The organism is Acidocella sp. MX-AZ03, from assembly GCF_027626035.1.
GTDB classification, from domain to species: domain Bacteria; phylum Pseudomonadota; class Alphaproteobacteria; order Acetobacterales; family Acetobacteraceae; genus Acidocella; species Acidocella facilis.
Genome location: NZ_CP110774.1, coordinates 434,070 through 452,408, shown reverse-complemented (window position 1 = coordinate 452,408; position 18,339 = coordinate 434,070). Strand labels below are relative to the sequence as shown.

The window sequence follows — 18,339 nt, the reverse complement described above, 5'->3', positions numbered from 1 at the left end:
GTCATCGTACTGTCACGTATCGCGCCTATGGAATGGCCTTATGGAAATAGCGAGTCACAACATGTCCTCCGATGCCCAGCTCCCCCATACCCTGCAGCAGGTCCCGGGGGCTGAGCCGCGTGTCTCCATCCGCAATTTGAATTTCTATTACGGCGCGACGCACGCGTTGAAGAATGTCTCGATCGATTTCCCGGATCGCCAGGCGACGGCGATGATCGGCCCCTCGGGCTGCGGCAAATCGACGCTGCTGCGCGTTCTCAACCGCATGTACGACCTTTATCCCGGCCAGCGCGCCGAGGGTGAGGTGCTGATGGGCGGGGATAATCTGATCGCCCCTGGCGTGGATATGAACAAGCTGCGCCGGCGCGTCGGCATGGTGTTCCAGAAACCGACCCCGTTTCCGAAATCCATTTACGAGAACGTGCTGTTTGGCGTGCGGCTGCATGAGCGCCTGTCCAAGGCCGAGGCGGATGAGCGGGTGGAATGGGCGCTGACCCGCGCCGCCCTCTGGGGCGAGGTGAAGGATCGGCTGCAAAGCTCCGCCATCGGCCTTTCCGGCGGCCAGCAGCAGCGTCTGTGCATTGCCCGCTCCATCGCGGTGCGCCCGGAGGTGCTGCTGCTCGATGAGCCGACCTCAGCGCTCGATCCGATCAGCACGCTGAAGATCGAGGAGCTGGTGGATGAGCTGAAGCGCGATTTCTGCATCGTCATCGTCACCCATAATATGCAGCAGGCCGGGCGCTGCGCGGATCAGGTGGCGTTCTTCTATCTGGGTGAGCTGGTGGAAGTTGGCTCCTCCAGCCAGATCTTCACCGCCCCGCGCGAGCGCAAGACCCAGGAATATATCACCGGCCGGTTCGGCTAAGGAGACAGACGATGGCCGACCAACCCAAACACATGATTTCCAGCTTCGAGGCGGATCTGAAGAAGCTGCGCGACGCCATCGCCACCATGGGCGGGCTGGTCGAGCGCGCGGTGGCGGATGCTTCCAGCGCGCTGATCGGCCATGACGCCGAGCTGGCGGCGCGGGTGATCGAGGGCGATGCGAAGATCGACGCCGAGCAGCACCGGATCGAGCAGTTCGCCGTGCAACTGCTGGCGCTGCGCCAGCCGGTGGCGGATGATCTGCGCCAGGTGATCCAGGCGCTGAAGATCGTGAACGATCTTGAGCGGGTCGGCGATTACGCCGCCAACATCGCCAAGCGCTCGATCGTCATCAACCAGGTCGCCAGCGGTTTCTCGCTCGCGGGGCTGGGGCAGATGTCCAACCTGGTGCAGCAGAATCTGAAAGCCAGCATCGACACGGTGGGCGAGAGCGACCCGCAGAAGGCGATTGCGGTGTGGCGGGCGGACCAGTCCGTGGATGATCTCTACAACACCATCTTCCGCGAGCTGATCACCTACATGATGGAGGATGCGCGCAATATTTCCGCCTGCACGCATCTGATGTTCATCGCGAAAAACCTGGAGCGCATCGGCGACCATACCACCAACATGGCCGAACTGACCTATTACGCCATCACCGGCACCAACCTGCCGGATTTCCGCCCCAAGGGCGATGTCACCTCCACCTACATGCCGGCCGCCAACTGACCACATGTCCGAGAGCAATAAGCCGTATGTGCTGATCGTCGAGGATGAGGCGCCGCTGGTCACGCTGCTGCGCTATAATCTGGAAAAACAGGGCTTCCGGGTTGAGGATGCCGGCGATGGCGGTGAGGCGCTGACGCGCATCACCGAGGCGCCGCCTGATCTTTTGCTGCTGGACTGGATGCTGCCGACGATGTCGGGCATCGAGCTGTGCCGCCAGCTGCGCCGCCGCCCGGCAACGCGCACGCTGCCGATCATCATGCTCACCGCCCGCGCGGAGGAGCAGGATGCGGTGCGCGGGCTGGATACCGGGGCGGATGATTACATCACCAAGCCGTTCTCGACCGAGGCGCTGATTGCCCGCATTCGCGCGCTGCTGCGCCGGGCGGGCGCGGTGCCGCAGAAGAACAAGCTGGCCTTTCATGATATTTCGCTGGACCCGGCCTCGCATCGCGTGCTGCGCAATGGCCGCACGTTGCATCTGGGGCCGACGGAGTTCCGGTTGCTGGAGTTTTTCCTGCGCCATCCGAAGCGTGTGTTTTCGCGCGAGGATGTGCTGAATGCGGTGTGGGGGCGCGACATTCATGTCGAGCCGCGCACGGTGGATGTGCATATTCGCCGGCTGCGCAAGGCGATCAACGGGCCGGGCGAGATCGATATCGTGCGCACGGTGCGCGCGGCGGGGTATGCGCTCGACCTGGAGGAAGTGGAGTAAAAGTTTTTTGGCGGAGGCGGCCAAGGTTCCGCCGCTGCGCAGCAGCGGCGGAATGCCGCCGGAGGTGCCGCTTTTTTTCAAAAAAGCGGCGTTAAGACAAAAGGCCGGACGCCCCCTCTGGGGGCGATCCGGCTTTTTGTCACGTAGGGAACTTTTTGAAAAAAGTTCCCTACAACCCTCAAAAACTTTTGAAACTTTTTATTTTAGGATTTCAGGCGCTGCGGGTGATCCCGCCACGCCGCGCCAGCCCCTCGACCCGCGCCAGCAGCTCCGAAAACGCGAAGGGCTTCGCCAGATAATCATCCCGCCGGCGCGCAAGCCCGCCACCTTGTTGGTCGGCTCGCCCAGTCCTGAGAGAATCAGCACCGGGGTTTCGATCTTCTGCGCCCGCAAATGCGACAGCAGCACCAGACCGTCCTCTTTCTCCGGCAACATACGGTCCAGAATGATCACGTCGAAGCTCTCCCGCGCCGCACGCTCGCGGCCGGCCTGGGCGGATTCGGCGTGAATCACATTATGCCCAGCCTCACGCATGCCTTTGAGCACGAAGGAGACGACGTTCTTGTCGTCCTCGATCAGTAAAATCCGCAACTCATGCCCCTTTACGCCAGTGCCCCAAAGAATTGATCTTTGCCACCGAATATCGGGAGCATGACGCACAATTCAAGTTTTTCCGGCTTCAGGCTAAGCCACCCGTCCCGGCACGGCAATGCCAAAGGCCGATTGAAAAGCCCTCGCGGCTTTGCAACCAGCTTCAGCGAAAGCGCATCGGGTCGATCTCCGGGATCACCACCCCGGCCGGCCCCGGGTCCTCATGCCGGACCATGGCGGCGATCAGCGCCGAGGCCGCCGGCGCGGTCTGGATGCCATAGCCGCCCTGCCCCACCGCCCAGAAAAACCCCTCCACTGCCTTGTCATAGCCAAAGGCCAGCGAGCGGTCAGGGGTGAAGGTGCGCAGGCCCGCCCAGCTATGCTCGATGCGCTTCACCGGAATATCCAGCGCCTGCTGCATGCGGTCGATGCCGATGGCGATGTCCAGCTCGTCCGGCTGCACGTCATGCGGCACATCCGGGGTTTCATCGCAGGGTGTGACCATCAGCTTGGATCGCGCCTCCGGCCTGGCATACCAATCATGGGCGGCGGACTGCACCAGCGGCCAGTGCGCGACCTGGTGCGGGCCAGGGTCGATGATGGCGGCGGTGCGCCGGCAGGGGACGAGGCCGAGCGGGGCGAGGCCGGCGATCTTGCCCACCTCATCGCCCCAGGCGCCGGCGGCATTCACCACGATGGGGGCGGTGATGGTCAGCCCGCCGGAGGTCTCCACCGCCCAGAGGCCGCTCTTGCGCGCGATCCGCCCGGCGCGGTTGCGAAGCAGCAGCTGCCCCCACCCTGGCGCATCCGGCGCAGATAATATTGGTGCAGCCCGGCCACATCCATGTCGAACCCGTCCGACTCCAGCCCGGCGCGGCTGGCATAGCCCTCGATCAGGGCCGGGCAGAGTTCCTTGGCCTTTGACAGCGGGATTTCCTCGATGCCGAGATCCTGGGCGATCAGCTCATCCAGCTGCTGGCCCTGTGCGGGCGGGGCGAGATAGAGGATGGCGCGGTCCACCGCCAGCCGGTCAGTGCCGATATCCGCCGGCGGGGCTTTGTAGAAGTTCCGCGACAGGCCGGTGAGCACGCGCACCGCGGGGGGGCCGTAATTGCGGATCCAGATCGCCGCCGAGCGGCCGGTGGTGTGAAAGCCCGCCTGTTCCTCCGCCTCCACCAGCGCCACCTTATGGGTGACGATGAGATTGGCGGCGATGGAGGCGCCGACCATGCCGGCGCCGATGACGATGACATCGAAATCCTGGCTCATGCCGCGAAGAATTCCTGCAGCGCGGCGATCACCTGCTCGGGCTTGTCCGCATGCAGCCAGTGCGCGGCGCCGGGGACGCGGGTAATCTCGGCGCGGGGGAAACGCTGGCGGATGGCCGGGTCGTATTCCGGGCGGACATAGTCCGACTCCGCCCCGCACAGGAACAGAGCCGGGCCGTCATAGGGGGCGGCACCCGGCGGATCGTCCCAGCGGAACAGGTTGCTCATATTGGCGCCGATCTCCTCCAGCCCAACGCGCCAGCGCGGGGCGCTGCCGAGGACGAGGTTATTGAGCAGGAAGGCGCGCATCGGCGGGGCTTTGACGCTGGCGGCCAGCGCCTGGTCGGCCTCGCCGCGGGAGAGGCCAGGGGTGAGCGGGATGGCCCGCATCGCCTCGACGAAGCCTGAATAATCATGCTCGTAGCTCACCGGGGCGATATCCATCACCGCCAGGCGCTCGACCAGATCGGGCGATTGCAGGGCGAGCATCATCGCCGTCTTGCCGCCCATGGAATGGCCGCAGAGCCGCACCCGGGAGAGGCCGAGGCTGGAGAGCGTCTCCGCCACGTCCCGCGCCATGACGGCGTAATTCATCTCAGGCCCGCGCGGGCTGTCGCCATGGTTGCGCAGATCCAGCGCAAAGACGCGGTAATGCGCGGAAAAGGCCCGGGTGAGCACGCCGAGATTGCGGGCGGCGCCGAACAGGCCATGCAGCAACACCAGCGGCGGGCCGTCGCCGGCCTCGGAAACGTTTAATTTCATGGGCATCATCTTTGGCGCATCGGGAAGAAATCACAAGCGCGGCTGACTGAGGCCGTTTGAAAAGCCACTCTGGCGGCCGCCAGGCGGTGATTTGCTGCGCTCCGGTGCTCACGTACCTTAAGTACGCTCCGCTCCGGTGCTCACAAATCACCGCCTGGCGACTCGCCATAGAGACTTTTGAAACGACCTCAGAAATGGGCTATGACGAGCCATGCTGCAATTCCTGGTTGTGGTTTATGCGTTGCCGCTCGTGCTGCTGGCCCTGATGCGGCCGCGGGTGGGGCTGGTGCTGTGGGTGCTGGCGCTGGCCACCGCGCCGGATGGCTGGCTGAGTGGCGCCACCGGCAGCCTGGAAGCGACGGCGGGGCTGCTCAAGCTCTACGGGCTGCTGGTGCTGGCCGGGGCACTCTGGCGCTACGGGCCGCGGCGGGATGTGGGCAATCCGTCCCTGGCGTTTCTGCTGATGTTCTGCGTCGGGCTGATCCATGGGCTGCATCCGGGACTGAGCCTGGAGGCCTCGGCGCGGTCGCTGGTCGGCTCCGCCGCGCCGTTTCTGTTCGGCTTTGTCCGCCAGGATGAGGGGTTCAGCCGCGCCGCCTGCAGGGCGGTGATGATCGCCCCGCTCTGCGCCGTGGGGTGGCGGCGATGCTGGCGCTGGCGGGGCTGGACCGGTTTTATACGCTGGAGCTGGGGCGCTGCGGCTGGGCGGGGATGGGCAGCCGCCCTTTCTGGCCGGGGCGGCGCTGGTGGGGCTGTATGCCGGGGTGCTGGAGCTGGCGGCGCGGCCGCGCCGGGCCGTGGCGCTGCTGACCGGGGTCAATTTCACCATCATCCTGCTCACCGGGGCGCGCTCGCCGCTGGCTTTGGGGGGGCTCACGCTGGCGGCGCTGCTGGCCCAGCGCGGCTGCCTGCGGGCCCTTGCCTTGGCGGGGGCGCTGCTGGCGCTGCTGGCGCTCTGTTTCAGCCAGCTGGAGTTTCTGCGGGTGGTGGACATGACCCATCTTGGCCTGGCGGACAACCTGTCCAACCGCACGTTGGTCTGGCCGTATTTCTGGAATGCGATCACCCACTCGCCCTGGGTGGGCTGGGGGTGGGGGCGGGCAAGATCATCATTCCGCTCAGCGCGCCGCTGGCCCGGCTGATCGGCACCAATGCCGCGCATGATGAATATCTGCGCATCGGCACCGAGGGCGGGGTGCTGGGGTTGGGGCTGCTGCTGGGGCTGATGCTGCTCTGGGTCGCGCGCGGCACGGCGCTTCTGCCGGCCCGGCAGGCCTGGCTGATGCGGTTGATTTTCATTGCATTCGCCGTGCAATCCCTGACCGACAATACCCTGATCGCGGGACCGCCTCGGCGTTCTTCTTGTGGGTAAGCGCCATCTTCGCAAACGCACAAAACGGGTCTACAGGGGCAGCATGCTCACACGCCGCACTGCCATCGCCCTGCCCGCCGCCCTGCCCCTCGCCCTCGCCGGGGCTGCTCCGGCCCTGGCGGCAACGCCCCCCTCGCCTTCGTCCTGAACTCCGCCGCCGGCTCGATCAGCCTGATCGACATGGCGAGCCGGCAGGTGGTCGGGACCGAGCCGGCTTATCGCGAGCCCAGCCATTGGTGCCTGACCCCCGACCGCCGCCAGCTTTTCATCTGCGACGCCTCGGGCAATGCGATTTTCATCTTCGACCCGATCACCGGCGCGCCGCTGGGCCGCAAGCGCATCGCCGACCCGTATCAGCTCGGCTACACGCCGGATAACAAATATCTGATGGTCAACGCCCTGCGGCTGGATTTCGTGGATGTTTATGACGGCGCCACGCTGCGGCTGGTGAAGCGCTTCAAGCCCGGGCGCTGGCCCAGCCATCTGGATTTCTCGCCGGACAGCCGCTGGTCCTTCAACTCGATGCAGAATTCCAACACGCTGGTCTCCTTCGACCTCACCAGCATGACCCAGCGTTGGGCGGTGACGGTGGGCGAGACACCAGCAGGCGTGCTCTGGCATCGCGGCAAAGTGCTGTGCTGCATCATGGGCGGGCGCGGCTTTGTCGAGGTCGATCCGGTGAGTGGGCAGATCACCCGGCGCGTCGTCACCGGCGATGGCGCGCATAACATCTTCCTGGATACCAAAAAGCAGATCCTCTACGTCTCCAATCGGGGCCCGGGCGGACCGGCCTCACCGCTTTGGACCCGGTCAGCTTCCAGATAATGCGCCAGTATGAAATCCCCGGCGGGCCGGACGATATCGGCATCGACCCGGAGGGGAATATCTGGATCTGCCTGCGTTACGCGGAATCGGTGGCGATCCTCGACCCGGTGAGCGGCCATTACAGCTCCATCCCGGTCGGACGCTCGCCGCATGGCATCTTCCTCAACACCATGCTGCGCCAGCCAGGGCGGATCACCGCCGAGCGGATCTGAGGGCCGTCATTTAAGCCTTTGTAACAACGGGCTTTGCCCTCTCGCTTTTTGCGGCGGGCGGGCGCTATAAAGGCTGGTTGCCGCCAGTCCTGCATGGGGTTTGGGTATGGGTCTCGATCGTCTCTTCTCCAACATCGCCGGGTATATGGACCAGTATCTGGTGCTGCCGGTGCTGTTCCGGCTGCACTGGATGGCTTGGGACGATCTCGCCTTCGATTGGTGCCTGATCTGCGTCTATGGGATGTTCGCGGTGCTGGTGACCTACGCGGTCTGCCTGCCGCTGGAGGCCTGGCGGCCGGTCGAGCGCTGGCCGGACAACAAGGCGGTGCTGGTGGATGTGTTTTACACCTTCCTCAACCGCGTCGGCGTCACCCCCATCGTCACCTTCGTGCTGTTCTATCAGGTGCAGACCTGGTCCACCGGGCTGCTGGTCGAGCATGGCTTCATCCCACCGACCCTGGACAGCCTGGTGCCGGGCCTGTTCGGGCATCCGCTGGTGACGTTCCTGGTCTATGCGCTGATCCTGGATTGCGCCGATTACTGGCGCCACCGGCTCTCCCATTCCTTCCGCTGGTGGTACGCGCTGCACGCGCTGCACCATGCGCAGACTCAGATGAGCTTCTGGTCCGATGACCGCAACCATCTGCTGGATGATGTGATCAGCTTTTTCTGGTTCTTCGCCATCGGGCTGCTCATCGGCATCCCGCCGCTGCAATTCCCGCTGCTGCTGATGGCGATGAAATTCATCGAAAGCCTCAGCCACGCCAATATCCGCGCCTCCTTCGGGCCGCTGGAATGGCTGTTCGTCTCGCCGCGCTTTCACCGCTTCCATCACGGGCTGCGCGCCGCCGGGCGGCATAGCTGCAATTACGCCTCGGTATTCCCGGTCTGGGACATCATCTTCCGCACCGCCGATTTCCGCGATGAATATCTGCCCACCGGCGATGCCCGCGCGCCGGCGGCCTTGGTGAGCGGCTCCTACCTCGCCCAGCAGGCGACCGGGCTGAAATTATTCTGGCAGGCCCTGGGAAAGAGCTGGGCAAGCCTTGGCATTGGCCGCGCCGCGTCATAAGCAGCCAGCATGGAACAGAAAGTCAAAAAGGTCGTCCTGGCTTATTCCGGCGGGCTGGACACCTCGGTCATTCTTCGCTGGCTGCAGAACACCTATAAGTGCGAGGTGGTGACCTTCACCGCCGATCTCGGCCAGGGCGAGGAGCTGGAGCCGGCCCGCAAGAAGGCGGAGATGTTCGGCATCAAGGAGATCTTCATCGAGGATCTGCGCGAGACCTTCGTGAAGGATTTCGTGTTCCCGATGTTCCGCGCCAATGCGCTGTATGAGGGCCAGTATCTGCTGGGCACCTCCATCGCCCGGCCGCTGATCGCGCAGCGCCAGATCGAGATCGCCGAGATGGTCGGGGCCGATGCCGTCGCCCATGGCGCCACCGGCAAGGGCAATGACCAGGTCCGCTTCGAGCTGGGCTATTACGCGCTGAACCCGAATATCCGCGTCATCGCCCCCTGGCGCGAATGGGAGCTGACCAGCCGCACCAAGCTGCTGGAATATGCCGAGACCAACCAGATCCCCATTGCCAAGGATAAGCGCGGCGAGGCCCCGTTCTCGGTGGATGCCAACCTGCTGCACTCCTCTTCCGAAGGCAAGGTGCTGGAAGACCCGGCGGTGGGGCCGGATGAGATCGTGTATCAGCGCACCATCTCGCCGGAGGCAGCGCCCGATCAGGTCACCGAAATCAGCATCGAGTTCAAGCACGGTGACGCGGTGGGGATCAATGGCGAGGCGCTCTCGCCGGCCACCATCCTCACCCGCCTGAACGAATACGGCAAAGCCAACGGTATCGGCCGGCTGGATCTGGTGGAGAACCGCTTCGTCGGCATGAAGTCCCGCGGCGTGTACGAGACTCCGGGCGGCACCATCCTGCTCGCCGCGCATCGCGGCATCGAGAGCATCACGCTGGACCGCGAGGCCGGGCACCTGAAGGACAGCATCATGCCGCGCTATGCGGAGCTGATCTATAACGGCTTCTGGTTCTCGCCGGAGCGGCGGATGCTGCAGGCGCTGATCGACACCAGCCAGGCCTCCGTGACCGGCACGGTGCGGCTGAAGCTCTATAAGGGCAATGTGATCGTCACCGGGCGTGAGAGCCCGAACTCGCTCTACAATACCCGCATGGTGACGTTCGAGGACGATGCCGGGCGTATAACCAGCAGGATGCGGCGGGCTTCATCAAGCTCAATGCGCTGCGGCTGCGGCTGGGGGCGTCGATCGGGCGCCGCGGCGGCGGATTGTAAGAAAGAGCTGGGGGATTTTTGTAAAAATCCCCCAGACCCCTTAAAAACTTTTGCTCTTTTATTCCGGTGCCATTTCGCCGCTGCCGCCCAGCTCGGCGGGGAAGTCTTTCAGCTTGGGCAGGCCGTCTTTCATCGGCAGCACCGTCTCGGCGTAGTTCACATGCACGCCGGGCTTGAAATCCAGCGCCGGCAACGTCGCCGCGAACACATCCACCAGCCCGAATCCCGGATGCGCCGTCATCAGATGGCCACCGCATTTGCGGCAATATTGCCGATGGCTGGCCTCGGTTTTGGCGTAGGTGGCCACCTCGCTCCCGCCCTTGGTGACTTTCACCGCCTCGGGCTTCCAGAGCGTGAACGCATTCACCGGCCCGCCAGACCAGGAGCGGCAGGAGCGGCAATGGCAATAGCCCATCGCCTCCGGATCACCGCTCACGGTCAGCTCCACCGCCCCGCAAAAACACGCACCTTGATAGATCTGGCTCATTTTTCCTCGCCTTGTTGCTTTTGGATGGCTCAGCATGGCGCGCCGCGCTGGGCCGTCAAACCCTGTCCCGGAATGGATCAAAGCCCGGCCTGAAGCGAAGTTCAGTAAATGTTCTATACACATTACGGAATCACAATATTTCCTCCATAAATCACGAACAAACGGCGAACAATTTATTAACGACCATGTTGCTAATTTGTTCTCGCCATGTCAGGATGCGATTCAACGATTCCCTCTGGCAAGGTCAGGAAAACACGCTATGGTTGCATCCACCGCAAGCAAAAAAGCTCGTTTGACAGAAATCGAGTCGATGTTGGACGCTCCGGAGGCACCTTTCATGGCGACAGTGACGACGATGGCAAAACCCGATCTCGAAAAGAACAAGGCGCTCGACGCCGCGATGGCGCAGATTGAGCGCGCCTTCGGCAAAGGCTCGATCATGCGCATGGGCGCCAAGGGCGGCAATGAGGCGATCGAGGTGATCTCCTCGGGCTCGCTCGGGCTGGACCTGGCGCTGGGCATTGGCGGCCTGCCGCGCGGCCGCGTGATCGAGATCTATGGCCCGGAAAGCTCCGGCAAGACCACCCTGGCGCTGCATGCCGTGGCCGAGGCGCAGAAGCGCGGCGGTGTCTGCGCCTTCGTGGATGCCGAGCACGCGCTGGACCCGATCTATGCCCGCAAGCTCGGCGTGGATGTGGATAATCTGCTGATCTCGCAGCCCGATACCGGCGAGCAGGGGCTGGAAATCGCCGATACGCTGGTGCGCTCCGGCTCGATCGATGTGCTGGTGATCGACTCCGTCGCCGCGCTGGTGCCGCGGGCGGAGCTGGAAGGCGAGATGGGCGACAGCCATGTCGGCCTGCATGCCCGCCTGATGAGCCAGGCGCTGCGCAAGATCACCGGCTCGGTGGCGCGCTCCAACACCACCTTGATCTTCCTGAACCAGATCCGCCTGAAAATCGGCGTGATGTTCGGCAATCCGGAGACGACCACGGGTGGCAATGCGCTGAAATTCTACTCCTCCATCCGCATGGAAATTCGCCGCACCGGCTCGATCAAGGAGCGCGACGAGGTGACGGGCAACCATGTCCGGGTGAAGGTGGTGAAGAACAAGCTGGCCCCGCCCTTCCGGCAGGTGGAGTTCGACATCATGTTCGGCGAGGGGATTTCCAAATCCGGCGAGCTGGTGGATCTCGGCGTGAAGGCCGGGTGGTGGAGAAATCCGGCGCCTGGTTCTCGTATGACAGCCAGCGCATCGGCCAGGGGCGGGAGAATGCCAAGCAGTTCCTGCGCGATAACCCGAAAGTGGCGGAGAGCATCGAGAAGAAGATCCGCGATCAGTCTTCGACGCTGGGCGAGGCTTTGATGGCCGCCGATGGCGGGGAAGAAGCCGGGGAAGACTGACAAAAGTTTTTGGGGGTTTAAGGGGACTTTTTTCAAAAAGTCCCCTTTCTGACGAAGGCCGGACGCCCCTTAAGGGCGATCCGGCCTTCGTCTTTTCGCCGCTTTTTTGAAAAAAAGCGGCACCAAAAAACTTTTGCTCCTTTTGGCCCGCGCGCCGAAGGCGGGCGGGCTTGGCGAAAACCCGTCCGCCTTGTAATCCAGCCCACATGGTCACCAGCAACGATATCCGCGCCACCTTCCTGAATTATTTCGGCCGCAATGGCCACCAGATCGTGCCCTCGGCCCCTCTGGTGCCGCGTAACGACCCCACCCTGCTCTTCACCAATGCGGGCATGGTACCGTTCAAGAATGTCTTCACCGGCCAGGAAAAGCGCCCTTATAACCGCGCCACCTCCTCGCAGAAATGCGTGCGCGCCGGCGGCAAGCATAATGATCTGGACAATGTGGGCTACACCGCCCGCCACCACACCTTCTTTGAAATGCTGGGGAATTTCTCCTTCGGCGATTATTTCAAGGAACAGGCGATCTTCCATGCCTGGACGCTGCTGACCAAGGATTTCGGGCTCAACAAGGACAAGCTGCTGGTCACCGTCTATCACGACGATGACGAGGCCGCCGGACTGTGGGCGAAGATCGCCGGGCTGCCGGATCAGCGCATCATCCGCATCCCCACCGATGATAATTTCTGGCGCATGGGCGATACCGGCCCCTGCGGCCCCTGCTCCGAGATCTTCTATGATCACGGCCCCTCGATCCAAGGCGGCCCGCCCGGCTCCCCGGATGAGGATGGCGACCGGTTCATCGAGATCTGGAACCTCGTCTTCATGCAATATGAGGAAGGCCCGCCGGGTACGCGCACGCCCCTGCCCCGCCCCTCCATCGATACCGGCATGGGCCTTGAGCGCTTCGCCGCCATCCTGCAGGGCAAGCACGATAATTACGACACGGACACGCTGCGCGCGCTGATCCTCGCCTCCGCCGAGGAAACCGGCCAGGACCCGGACGGCGCCTTCCGCATCAGCCATCGCGTGGTGGCGGATCATCTGCGCTCCTCCTCCTTCCTGATCGCCGATGGCGTGCTGCCCTCCAATGAAGGCCGCGGCTATGTGCTGCGCCGGATCATGCGCCGCGCGATGCGTCATGCGCACATGATGGGCGCCAAGGAGCCGTTGATGTACCGGCTGGTGCCGGCGCTGACCCGCCAGATGGGCCAGGCCTTCCCGGAGCTGAACCAGGCCGAGGCGCTGATCACCGAGACGCTGCAGCTGGAGGAAAACCGTTTCCGCGCGCTGCTGGACCGCGGCATCTCGCTGCTGAAGAGCGAGAGCGAGGGGCTGGCCCAAGGCGCCGCCCTGCCCGGCGCCGTCGCCTTCAAGCTCTATGACACTTACGGCTTCCCGCTGGATCTGACCCAGGACGCTTTGCGCGAAGAGGGCAAGAGCGTGGATGTGGACGGCTTCAACGAGGCCATGGCCGAGCAGAAGGCCCGCGCCCGCGCCGCCTGGGCCGGCTCCGGCGACGCCGCCACCGAGACAATCTGGTTCGAGCTGAACGAGACGCTCGGCGGCACAGAATTCCTCGGCTATTCCACCGAGACCGCCGAGGGCAGCATCACCGCTCTGGTGGTGGACGGCCAGCCGACCGACGAGGCGCTACCGGAGCAGACCGCCTATATCCTGCTCAACCAGACCCCGTTCTACGCCGAGAGCGGCGGCCAGGTGGGCGATACCGGCTATATCACCGGCCCGGATAATCTGCGCATCCGCATCACCGACACCCAGAAGAAGCTGGGCGCGCTTTATGTGCATATCGGTGTGGTGGAGGCGGGCACGGCCCGTGTCGGCCAGGCGGTGGTGGCCAGCGTGGACCATGAGCGCCGCGGCGCCATCCGCGCCCACCATTCCGCCACCCATCTGCTGCATGAGGCGATGCGCCGGGCGCTTGGGCCCCACGTGACCCAGAAAGGCTCGCTGAACGCGCCGGACCGGCTGCGCTTCGACATCTCCCAGCCCCGCCCGATCACGGCCGAGGAGCTGGTGCAGGTGGAGCGCGAGGTGAATGCGCATATCCGCGAGAATGCCGAAGTCACCACCCGGCTGATGACGCCCGATGAGGCGGTAAAGCTGGGGGCGATGGCTTTGTTCGGCGAGAAATATGGCGACGAGGTTCGCGTCGTGTCCATGGGCGGGCCGGCTGAGGGCAAATCCGCCTGGTCGATCGAGCTGTGCGGCGGCACCCATGTCAGCCGCACCGGCGATATCGGGCTGTTCCGCATCGTCTCCGAGGGCGCGGTCTCGGCCGGCATTCGCCGCATCGAGGCGCTGGCCGGGGAAGCGGCGATTGCCGCGATCGAGGCGGAGTCCAAGCTGCTGGCCGAGGCTGCGGCCTCGATCAAGGCGCCGCCCGCCGAGCTGCCGGGGCGCATCGCCCAGCTCCAGGACGACAAGAAGCGGCTGGAGCGCCAGGTGGCGGAGCTGCAGAAGAAGCTGGTGCTGGCCACCGCCTCGGAAGCTGAAGAGATTAACGGGGTGAAGGCGATCCTGCGCAATGTCGGCGATGTCGCGGCCAAGGAGCTGCGGCCGATCGCCACCGACCTGCTGAAGGGGCTGGGCTCGGGCGTGGTGGCGCTGGTCTCCACCGCCGAGCAGAAGACCGCCATCGTGGTCGCGGTGTCGGATGATCTGCCGCAGAGCGCGGTGGAGCTGGTGCGCGCGGCGGCGACGGCGGCGGGCGGCCAGGGCGGCGGCGGCAACAAGGCCGTGGCCCAGGCGGGCGCGCCAAGTGCCGGCCAGGCCGGCGCGGCGCTGGCGGCGATCAAGTCGGCGCTTTAAGATTTGCAAAAGTTTTTGGGGTGAAGCCCTTTTTTCAAAAAGGGCTTCGAAACGTTTTGGGGCGTTGGCGACTTGGTTGCCAACGCCCCAAATTTTTTCGCCGCTTTTTTTCAAAAAAGCGGCACCAAAAAATTTTTGATTTTTATCGCTGTGGTGGCTCCCAGCGCGGGATGGTGAGATAGGCAAGACGCTTAGCCTCGCGCCTTCCTCTGGCCACGGAATCCAGGATCAACCCGCAGGCGAACGAGAGCATGGCCAGCAGTACAACGCCCAGCGAAAGCACCGCCGTCGGCAAACGCGGCACGAACCCTGTCTGGAAATAAGTCACCAGTACCGGCAGCGCCAGCAGCAGCCCGAACACCAGCAATGCCAGCCCTGCGATGCAGAAGAATTGCAGCGGCCGCTCTTCCTTCACCAACTTGATAATGGTGCTGAGGATACGAAACCCATCCGAATAGGTGCGCAGCTTGGAGACGGAGCCCGGCGGGCGCTCGCGATAGTGCGTCGGCACCTCGGCCAGGGGCATCAGCATGTCCAGCGCATGGATGGTGAATTCCGTCTCGGTCTCAAAGCCCGAGGCCAGAGCCGGGAAGGTTTTCACGAATCGGCGTGAGAAGACGCGGTAGCCGGAGAGCATGTCCTGGATGCGGTCGCCAAAGACGAAGCGGACCAGACCAGTGAGGACGAGGTTTCCGGTGCGATGGCCGCGGCGATATGCGCCGATCGGCCCCTCGCCGGCCACCTCAATGCGCTGGCCATTGACCATGTCCAGTTGCTCATCCAGCAGCCGGCGCACCATGTCAGGTGCTGCGGTGGGATCGTAAGTGGCATCGCCATCGACGAGAACATAGGCGTCGGCATCTATATCCGCGAACATGCGGCGCACGACATGGCCCTTGCCCTGCAAGGGCTCGCTGCGCACAGTTGCCCCGCCGCCGCGGCGACCTCGCGCGTGCGGTCGCTGGAGTTGTTGTCATAGACATAGATCCGCGCGGAAGGCAGCGCGGCGGCGAAACCGGTGACGACATCGGCGATCGCAGCTTCCTCGTTATAGCATGGCACGAGGACCGCGATTTTCGGCTGTATGACAGACAAAATTTCAGTGGACATAATAAAATTGCGCCAGTTTCAGGGGGACATAACCAATGTCGAGAAGCCCGAGCAGGAAAATGGGGAACATCGGCACGGCTTCGGGCAGCCAGGCCCCCAAGGCTGGAATGGCCAGCGGCAGGAACGGCAATAACAACAGCACGTAGCGGCCTTGCAAACCCTCAATGAAGTCCTGTCCGACTTGAGTCCAGCTGAAATAGAAAGATAGGATTACCAACCAAGCCGTAATGACGAACAAGCCCAGAACCGCAATATTATTCAGCAACGCCATCGGAATTGGGCTCATGATCGAACGACGGGTGAACAGGAGGCTGACCAGGGCCAAAACGCCAGCGCTCCACCAACACTCATAGAACCAGTCCGGAAAGCATAGATTTTTGTATCCCAGCTTACCGATAACCTCCTGTAACAAGCCGAAGCCAAAAATATGCAGGGTATGCAGCGGCAACGTGATGAAACGTGCCTTGTCAGCCAGCATGATATGCAGATTAGCAGTGGCGTCAGTCTGGCTAAACATCGTGCCAGCGGGACCTGTGAATAAAATGCCCGGATGGTAAGATGGCTTGATAACCGGAACACTTACAAACAGAATGACAATCACCGCCCAAACAATCACCGGCAGGCTCGCGACAATCACCGTCCCGGCACGACGCCAGAAACCCGGCCGGGCTAAAGGAAGCGCAAAGATGGCGAGCATCGGCAGATAAGGCGGCTTGGCCAGCAACACAACGACGAAAGAGGCGAAGGCCACGGCCCGGCCAAATTCCGTCTCCCGCGTCAGTCCCGCGCAGGCAAGGCAGCTGAGCGCGATCAGAATTCCGTCCTGATCAAACGTACCCCCCAGAAACAAGCTTATGGGAAAGAGCAAAATCGCCAGCAGCACTGGCCGCCCAAAATTAGCCAGCGCCAGGGCCGCCGCACCGATCAACACATAAGCTAACGCCGTCGCGAGGCGGCCGAGCGTAACGGCATTGAACGGCGACAGCCCGATGGCCTTGCCAATGCCCAGCCCAACGGCGCCAGGAATATAGGCGAGTGGAAAATAGGCCGCCGTATTGGGAATATTAATGAAAACACGCTGATGCTGCCATTGAACCTGATGGAGCGCGCTCAGATTGTTGGCGGCACTGACAGCATGACCATAAATCTGGGTATAGTTCCCCCAAGCGACAGCGCTCAGACCGGCGTTGATTTTAGTGCCCACAACCTTGATTGGCGCCTCTGCTCCCGGCTCCTCAACAGTTTTATGTATCAGCAATATGTTCCCATGTAGCAGGCTGTCCGCACGGGCAATATGAGAGGTTTCATCCGGCGATTGTCCCATCGGCGTCAATAGCGCCGACATGACCAGAACGGGAAACGCACAGAACAGAAATAAAAGCACCGGCCAGATATCGCGCCTGGCGGCACTCACGCTCATGCGTCTCATCATCGTCCTTAATCCCTATCGCTCCTCACCTTAAAAAATCGCCATCAAAAGCACCACCGGCGCTGACATATTTTTTTGCGATTTGCGATCTAAAATCTTAAACTGGATGAAGACCTTGCGCGCGGCGCGGTCACCGATGCCCGAGCGCGACGATCCAGCCGGTGGTGCCGGGCCAGATTTTGAACATGTTCCAGTGCCGGACCTGCCAAGCCTTGGCCTGCGGGCCCCAGGCCGGGCCGTTGGCGAAATTGGCGGTGCCGGTGCGGTCATTGGTCACGCCGACCACCAGCACCAGCAGCAAGGCGAAAAACGCCACGGCGCGGCGGGCCCAGCTGGTGGCGCAGACCGCGCCGGTCAGGATCAGCCCGGTGAGCACCAGCGGGATGAAGGCGTAGCGCCCGCCCCAGCCCGCCCCATGCTGTCGGTAAAGTCCGGCGAGAGCGCTTTATCGAACGAGACGAACAGGATGACGATCTGCGCCGCCAGCAACAGCGCCAGCGTGGCGCGGCCAAAGCGCGCCCCCGCCACCAGCCAGCCCAGCAGCGCGTAGAACAGGACGAGGATCAGCACCGGTGGCCATAGCAGCGCCTGGGCCTGGTGCAGGGCAAGGAAGCAGCGGCCGATGACAGCGGCGCCATGCATGCCGGTGAAGGCCATGACCGGCCCGTGCAGCGCGATCACCGCCAGCAGCGTCGCCAGCGAATCCTGCCCGCTGCGCGCCGGCACCGGATGGGTGAGATAAATGCCGAGCTGCAGGCCGAACCCGGCCAGCAGGATCAGGCTGAACAGCAGCATCACCCGGCTGCGGGTGAGCACGCCGCGCAGCAGGAACAAAGGCAGCAGGAAGCTGGTGGCGGGACCGGAGAGCACGCCGACGGCAAGCAGCAGCGCATCGAGCACGAACAGGCGTTTGGTTTTCGGCGGGGCGGCGAGGATCAGCGCCGCCGCCAGACCGAGATGGAACTGGCTGGTGATGGTATTCAGCCAGACCTCGGCGGTGCCGGGCGGCACCGCGCAGAGCAGCACCGCCGAAGCGCAAGCCAGCCGGCTGCGCCGCCAGGGAAAGTCGTGCGTGAGGATGATGAACGGGGCCAGTGCCTGCACCAGCAGCGCCAGCAGTACCGTCACCAGCGGCGCATGGTCGAGCCCGCCCAGCTGCAGCCCCAGCCAGGTGCCGAAACCCGCGATGAAGTTGATATAGCCGGTATGGATGGCGAACCAGGCCCGGTACCAAGGCCAGTTCCAGCTATTGGCGAAATAAACCACGCCCTCTTCCGCCCAGAAGCGCCCGCCTTGCGCCAGGATCTGCGGCATCCGCACCAGCACCACGAGCGCGAAGCCCAGCAGCATCAGGGTGATGAAGCCGGCGCGGGGGCGCCATGGGGGTTGCGTGCTGGTCTGCTCCATCCGGCCATCTTGCATGGCCTGTCTCTGCC

At 63.6% G+C, this 18,339-nt stretch carries 16 protein-coding genes and 4 pseudogenes; 12 read left to right on the top strand and 8 right to left on the bottom strand.

Features of this window, described 5'->3' with window-relative positions:
- The first annotated feature begins 61 nt into the window (after nucleotides 1–61).
- The 3 genes from pstB to phoB are packed head-to-tail and all read left to right on the top strand — an operon-like array spanning nucleotide 62 to nucleotide 2,305.
- Nucleotides 62–865 (top strand): phosphate ABC transporter ATP-binding protein PstB, encoded by an 804-nt coding sequence (gene pstB / locus GT370_RS02565; protein ID WP_008493379.1) that lies wholly within the window; start codon nucleotides 62–64, stop codon nucleotides 863–865.
- Nucleotides 866–876: 11 nt separating this feature from the next.
- Entirely contained in the window at nucleotides 877–1,593 is a 717-nt protein-coding gene (phoU, locus tag GT370_RS02560) for a phosphate signaling complex protein PhoU (protein ID WP_008493385.1), read from the top strand.
- Nucleotides 1,594–1,597: 4 nt separating this feature from the next.
- Nucleotides 1,598–2,305, top strand: coding sequence for a phosphate regulon transcriptional regulator PhoB (gene phoB / locus GT370_RS02555; RefSeq protein WP_008493386.1), 708 nt, complete (start codon nucleotides 1,598–1,600; stop codon nucleotides 2,303–2,305).
- A 198-nt stretch (nucleotides 2,306–2,503) separates the two neighbouring features.
- Here the strand turns inward: phoB and GT370_RS02550 are convergent, their stop codons facing one another.
- From GT370_RS02550 to GT370_RS02540, 3 genes and pseudogenes are all read right to left on the bottom strand, one after another.
- On the bottom strand, nucleotides 2,504–2,896 hold the full coding sequence (locus GT370_RS02550; RefSeq protein ID WP_270183847.1) for a response regulator: 393 nt from the start codon (nucleotides 2,894–2,896) through the stop codon (nucleotides 2,504–2,506).
- Nucleotides 2,897–3,059: 163 nt separating this feature from the next.
- A pseudogene (locus tag GT370_RS02545) lies at nucleotides 3,060–4,126 on the bottom strand (NAD(P)/FAD-dependent oxidoreductase).
- Nucleotides 4,127–4,161: 35 nt separating this feature from the next.
- Complete coding sequence (locus GT370_RS02540; protein ID WP_008493389.1) at nucleotides 4,162–4,926, bottom strand: alpha/beta fold hydrolase; 765 nt, start codon at nucleotides 4,924–4,926, stop codon at nucleotides 4,162–4,164.
- A gap of 636 nt (nucleotides 4,927–5,562) precedes the next feature.
- Here GT370_RS02540 and GT370_RS02535 point away from each other — a divergent pair.
- The 7 genes and pseudogenes from GT370_RS02535 to GT370_RS02505 all read left to right on the top strand — a co-directional run bounded on the left by GT370_RS02535 (nucleotide 5,563) and on the right by GT370_RS02505 (nucleotide 9,642).
- Entirely contained in the window at nucleotides 5,563–5,736 is a 174-nt protein-coding gene (locus GT370_RS02535; RefSeq protein WP_270183846.1) for a hypothetical protein, read from the top strand.
- The gene (locus GT370_RS02530; RefSeq protein WP_270183845.1) at nucleotides 5,673–6,068 is read left to right on the top strand and encodes an O-antigen ligase family protein; all 396 of its coding nucleotides are present in this window, start codon (nucleotides 5,673–5,675) and stop codon (nucleotides 6,066–6,068) included. Before GT370_RS02535 ends, GT370_RS02530 begins: the two co-directional genes overlap by 64 nt.
- Complete coding sequence (locus GT370_RS02525; RefSeq protein WP_270183844.1) at nucleotides 6,017–6,298, top strand: hypothetical protein; 282 nt, start codon at nucleotides 6,017–6,019, stop codon at nucleotides 6,296–6,298. The genes GT370_RS02530 and GT370_RS02525 overlap by 52 nt, the downstream gene beginning before the upstream one ends.
- A 180-nt stretch (nucleotides 6,299–6,478) precedes the next feature.
- Nucleotides 6,479–7,123 carry a YncE family protein gene (locus tag GT370_RS02520; RefSeq protein WP_333490009.1) on the top strand — a complete coding sequence of 215 codons (645 nt, stop codon included), beginning with the start codon at nucleotides 6,479–6,481 and terminating at the stop codon, nucleotides 7,121–7,123.
- Entirely contained in the window at nucleotides 7,123–7,335 is a 213-nt protein-coding gene (locus GT370_RS02515; protein ID WP_270183842.1) for a hypothetical protein, read from the top strand. The genes GT370_RS02520 and GT370_RS02515 overlap by 1 nt, the downstream gene beginning before the upstream one ends.
- A 106-nt stretch (nucleotides 7,336–7,441) precedes the next feature.
- A complete protein-coding gene (locus tag GT370_RS02510) occupies nucleotides 7,442–8,407 on the top strand; it encodes a sterol desaturase family protein (RefSeq protein WP_008493392.1) in 966 nt (321 codons plus the stop codon).
- 9 nt (nucleotides 8,408–8,416) lie between these two features.
- Nucleotides 8,417–9,642, top strand: a pseudogene (locus GT370_RS02505) (argininosuccinate synthase).
- A 58-nt stretch (nucleotides 9,643–9,700) separates the two neighbouring features.
- Here the strand turns inward: GT370_RS02505 and GT370_RS02500 are convergent.
- Complete coding sequence (locus tag GT370_RS02500) at nucleotides 9,701–10,057, bottom strand: GFA family protein (protein ID WP_270184343.1); 357 nt, start codon at nucleotides 10,055–10,057, stop codon at nucleotides 9,701–9,703.
- Nucleotides 10,058–10,484: 427 nt separating this feature from the next.
- On the opposite strand from GT370_RS02500, the pseudogene recA reads away from it, so the two are divergent.
- Together recA and alaS are read left to right on the top strand one after the other, a co-directional pair.
- Nucleotides 10,485–11,533, top strand: a pseudogene (gene recA, locus GT370_RS02495) (recombinase RecA).
- Nucleotides 11,534–11,739: 206 nt separating this feature from the next.
- Complete coding sequence (gene alaS / locus GT370_RS02490) at nucleotides 11,740–14,364, top strand: alanine--tRNA ligase (RefSeq protein ID WP_270183841.1); 2,625 nt, start codon at nucleotides 11,740–11,742, stop codon at nucleotides 14,362–14,364.
- Between the two features lie 142 nt (nucleotides 14,365–14,506).
- Here the strand turns inward: alaS and GT370_RS02485 are convergent.
- From GT370_RS02485 to GT370_RS02470, 4 genes and pseudogenes are all read right to left on the bottom strand, one after another.
- Nucleotides 14,507–15,474: pseudogene (locus GT370_RS02485) on the bottom strand (glycosyltransferase family 2 protein).
- Entirely contained in the window at nucleotides 15,464–16,798 is a 1,335-nt protein-coding gene (locus tag GT370_RS02480) for a DUF2142 domain-containing protein (protein WP_442865526.1), read from the bottom strand. The pseudogene GT370_RS02485 and the gene GT370_RS02480 overlap by 11 nt, the downstream one beginning before the upstream one ends.
- Before the next feature lie 235 nt (nucleotides 16,799–17,033).
- Entirely contained in the window at nucleotides 17,034–17,279 is a 246-nt protein-coding gene (locus GT370_RS02475; protein ID WP_270183840.1) for a hypothetical protein, read from the bottom strand.
- Nucleotides 17,264–18,310 carry a hypothetical protein gene (locus GT370_RS02470; protein WP_270183839.1) on the bottom strand — a complete coding sequence of 349 codons (1,047 nt, stop codon included), beginning with the start codon at nucleotides 18,308–18,310 and terminating at the stop codon, nucleotides 17,264–17,266. The genes GT370_RS02475 and GT370_RS02470 overlap by 16 nt, the downstream gene beginning before the upstream one ends.
- Nucleotides 18,311–18,339 lie beyond the last annotated feature (29 nt).